Here is a 4,212-nt window from a genome sequence, read left to right as displayed (position 1 = left end):
GAGACCGAATTGAAGTTCTGCACGGCACCCGAACTGTTGGGAGTCAGGTCGCCGCGTTTGTAGTTGCTGATCCATTGTGAGGGAGAGTCGCCCATGCACGAGGCGTAATTGGTTCGGCCCAAAGCCGGCAAGCCGATGCCGGGGTCACTGGGACATCGAAGGGTCGGGATTTCGGTGGCCCAGGGAATGTAACCCGGGTTGGCTGAAAAGTTTCGCGGGTTGGGCCCCATGGCTGGCCAACGCGGCGGGTTCGTCAGTCCGGTCGTCGCTGGCGGCGGTGCGCCCGTGACGGTCTTGGGATCCGGGTTGGAAATCTGACTCCACAAGGCTTGCTGCTCGAAAAAGGGAGTCATCGCAACCAACGGGCTTAACGCTTCGTGACTGGAATCATTACCAGTTCGCCACCAACGGTTGTTCTGAAGCCCGATCCCGGTTCCGCTGCCATGCTGGGGCATTTGCTTGAATGCCGCATGATAGTTGTGAAGGGCGATTCCGAGTTGCTTGAAATTGTTGCTGCAACTCATCCGACGGGCGGCCTCTCTGGCGGCCTGGACGGCAGGCAAGAGAAGTCCAACAAGGATGCCAATGATGGCGATGACGACAAGCAGTTCCACCAGAGTGAATCCGGCTGCCGCCGATTCTCGACGTTTCATGGGGGGCTCCGAGAATAGAATGGGGAAAAAAGGGAAGAGAGAACCACACAGAAGACCTGTACAGGAGCGTTAAAATTAGCGGGTAACGATCCCCATGCTATTGGCCGATCGGCCAATAGGGCTGGAAGCTTGGTGCGATCAGAATGGTGCGATCAGAAGATTGAACCGTGTTGCGAGTCACGCGACACGCCACCGCTTCCTGTTCAACCGCCGCGGTGGCGACGATTCGAGACCCCGTCCCTTCCTTCCATCCCGAAAGATCCGTCTGATGAAAAATCTCTCTTTTCTTTTCCTGGCAATGACCTGCTTCGCACTCCTTACGATCAGTGGTTGCGGACGCGGTGGGGAAAATACCGTCGTCGAGGCTCCTCCCGCCGTGGAAGAAGAAGTTGCGATGCCCGGCATGACCGATGAAGAATACGACAAGGAGATGGAAGCAGACATGCAATAGTGGACACGGACATGCAAAGCTACACTTCGTTACGCATCTCGTTGGTGGTGTGGTTGCTGTTGCTTGGCTCAACCCTCGGTTACGCGGCTAAACCACAACCCCATTCGCTCCGTGTCGACGAGAACTTTGTCGATCCCATCGGCTTCCACAATCCTTCGCCTGTGTTCTCGTGGAAGCTGCCGCTCGCGGCGGACGTCAACGCACAAACGGCGTATCAAATCGTCGTGCACCAACAATCCGAGTCTGGCGCAACCGCCGATCCGATCTGGGATTCCGGCAAAGTGGCTTCGGATCAGTCGGTGTGGGTGCCGTACGCAGGCCCGGCGCTCGAGTCCCGTCAGCAAATTACATGGCGAGTGAAGTTTTGGGACGATCAGGCTCGCGAATCCGAATGGAGCGAAGAAGCGTCGATCGAAATGGGCCTGCTTGGTCATGACGACTGGGACGCCAAGTGGATCGAGTTGGATCGCGGAAAACGTCAGCCCGACGAGGTCAACATCCTGAAGGCCGAGTTTGGCAATCGCACGGCGGGTGACGCGAAAACCAAGAACGTGACCGAGAACATTCGGCGGGCGATCCAGCGAGGATCGACTCCGATTCGTGTCGTCCCAGCACGCTTGGGCGGCGATCCGGCACCGGGCGACGCCAAAACGTTGTGGGTCGATTACGAGATCAACGGCGTCCGCAAACAAATCGAACTGCCCGAAAACCGCGCGTTTGATCCGTATCCGGCGATCACCGCGCAGCCGGCGACCTACCTACGACGAGCGTTCGATGCTCCAGGCGAAATCGTCAAAGCTCGGCTCTATGCATCGGCACTGGGTATCTATGAATTCCGCATCAACGGCGAGCGAGTCGATACCGATCTGCTCTCGCCCGGGTACACGGTGTATTCCGAACGCGTCGAATCGTTGACGTACGACGTGACCGATTTGGTCAATGTCGGCAGCAACGTGATCGGTGCGACGCTTGGCGAAGGCTGGTATGCGGGAAATTTGCTGCTGCGCAAACGAACCGAATTAATGGGTTTGACGCCGAAATTGCTCGCGCAGTTGGAACTGACCTACGCCGACGGACATGTCGAACGCATTGTGTCGGATCAGCGATGGCGAGCAACCGACCAAGGCCCGATTCGAGCGGCGGGATTCTATCACGGCGAGGACTACGAGGCGTCGAAAGAGTTGGGTCGATGGACGCAACCCGGTGACGCCGACGCCGATTGGATGCCCGTCAAATCAACTCCGCTCAGCAACGGCCCCCGAGTCGTCCCGAAACGTCTGCCGCCGGTTCGAGTGATGGACCGACTTCAAGCGGTCAAGCTGACACAGCCTGAACCGGGAAAGTACGTCTTCGACTTCGGACAAAACCAAGTTGGTGTTCCCACCATCACGATGCCCGTCAAGCAAGGCGAAACCGTCCAGATCCGTTTTGCCGAAATGCTCCAGCCCGACGGCACGCTGTACACCGAAAACTACCGCACCGCGCGATCACAGGCCACCTATGTCGCTGCCGAAAGCGGTACAGTCACTTATCAACCCACGTTGACATTCTACGGATATCGCTATCTGGAACTGAGCGGCCTGTCCGCTGGAGAGACGCTGACCAAGGACGCAGTCATCGCGAACGTGATCCACACGGACTTCCGAGACAAGGGGCGGTTCACGTCTTCGCATGCCAAATTGAACCAATTGCAAAGCAATATCCGCTGGGGACAAATCAGCAACTTCGTTGACATCCCCACCGATTGCCCACAGCGCGACGAACGTTTGGGTTGGACCGGCGACGCACAAGTCTTCTTGCCAACCTCGTTCTTTAACAAGGACGTCCATTCGTTCTGGGCTCGCTGGCTGCAAAGCGTTCGAGACGCACAGAATGAAGAGGGCGAGATTCCACATACTGTCCCCGCAACCAACTTCGGCTATTCGAGCCCCGGCTGGGCGGATGTGATCGTGACCGCCCCTTGGGAGATCTACGAACGAACCGGTGACATCAGGATTCTGAGAGACAACTATGACGCGATGAAAAATTGGGTGAGCGTCTATGAGCGTCGGTCCAATGATCTGATCCCAACCCTGACCGGATTCGGCGATTGGTTGCAGCCGTATGCGAAATCCGATCGCAAGGGGGACACCGCTCAGGACTTGATCGCCACCGCGTATTTCGGTCGCGACGCTCGGATTTTGTCCTGGACGGCCACCGCGTTGGCCGAGACCGAGGATGCTGCGCGATACAAACAACTGCACGCCGACATCCGCGCGGCGTTCACCGCTCGATACTTTCCGGATGGCAAGCCGCGTCCCGGTGCGGACACGCAGACCGCGTGCCTGATGGGACTCGGTTACGACCTGATCGACGCGGATCAACGAGAAAACGTCGAATCCGTTCTGTTGAAGAAGTACGAGGAAGCCGGACGTCATCTTCAAACCGGATTTCTCGGCACACCGCTGTTGGCCCCTGTATTCGACGCACTCGGACACGGCGATATTTGCTACGAGTTGTTGTTCAAACAAAGCTATCCGTCGTGGTTCTACTCGATCAATCAGGGTGCCACGACGATGTGGGAGCGTTGGAACAGCTACAGTCACGCCGACGGATTCGGCGATGCGAGCATGAACTCGTTCAACCATTACGCCTACGGTGCAATCGGTCAATTCATGTACGAGCGGGTCGCGGGACTCTCTCCGGACCCGGCGCATCCAGGCTATAAACATTTCTTCGTCAGACCGCTGATCGGCGAACCGCTCTCGTCGGCCGCCGCCGAGTTGGACACACCCTATGGCATCGCCAAGAGCGGATGGGCGCGCACCAAAACGGGCCTCGTCATCGACGCCATCGTTCCGCCGAACGCAACCGCGACCGCCATTTTACCGACCGATCGCATCGGAAGTGTCTCGCTGAACGGAACACCGCTCCGCAACGATTCCGTAAAAAAGGCCAACGGAACGCTACTGGTTGAACTGCAACCCGGCACCCATCAATTCGTGTTGAACAACGACGACCTCGCCCAGGCCCCACGCGCTATCGCGCCACCGGAGGGAGGTCGGGAGGTACTGTCATTTGGTCCGACGCAAGAAGTGAAGTTTCGATCTCAGCACGTGACGGCGGACG

The 4,212-nt window shown here is 57.9% G+C and carries 3 protein-coding genes; 2 read left to right on the top strand and 1 reads right to left on the bottom strand.

Annotated features, from left to right (window positions below; genetic code table 11):
- A partial coding sequence (locus ABX749_RS24195) for a DUF1559 domain-containing protein (protein WP_372898253.1) occupies positions 1-653 on the bottom strand: 653 nt, incomplete at its 3' end.
- 268 nt (positions 654-921) lie between these two features.
- On the opposite strand from ABX749_RS24195, the gene ABX749_RS24190 reads away from it, so the two are divergent.
- Both ABX749_RS24190 and ABX749_RS24185 read left to right on the top strand, forming a co-directional pair.
- The gene (locus ABX749_RS24190; RefSeq protein WP_372898252.1) at positions 922-1,104 is read left to right on the top strand and encodes a hypothetical protein; all 183 of its coding nucleotides are present in this window, start codon (positions 922-924) and stop codon (positions 1,102-1,104) included.
- Positions 1,105-1,115: 11 nt separating this feature from the next.
- Positions 1,116-4,212, top strand: a 3,097-nt coding sequence (locus ABX749_RS24185) for a family 78 glycoside hydrolase catalytic domain (protein WP_372898251.1), incomplete at its 3' end; no start/stop codon positions are given.

The organism is Stieleria sp., assembly GCF_041595215.1.
Classification (GTDB): Bacteria; Planctomycetota; Planctomycetia; order Pirellulales; family Pirellulaceae; genus Stieleria; species Stieleria magnilauensis.
The sequence above is the reverse complement of the archived record's forward strand: the minus strand, read 5'-3'. Positions and strand labels throughout refer to the sequence as shown.

Excerpts from the sequence above, each read along its gene's own strand:
- ABX749_RS24190 (WP_372898252.1), top strand. The coding sequence starts at position 922 with ATGAAAAATCTCTCTTTTCTTTTCCTGGCAATGACCTGCTTCGCACTC.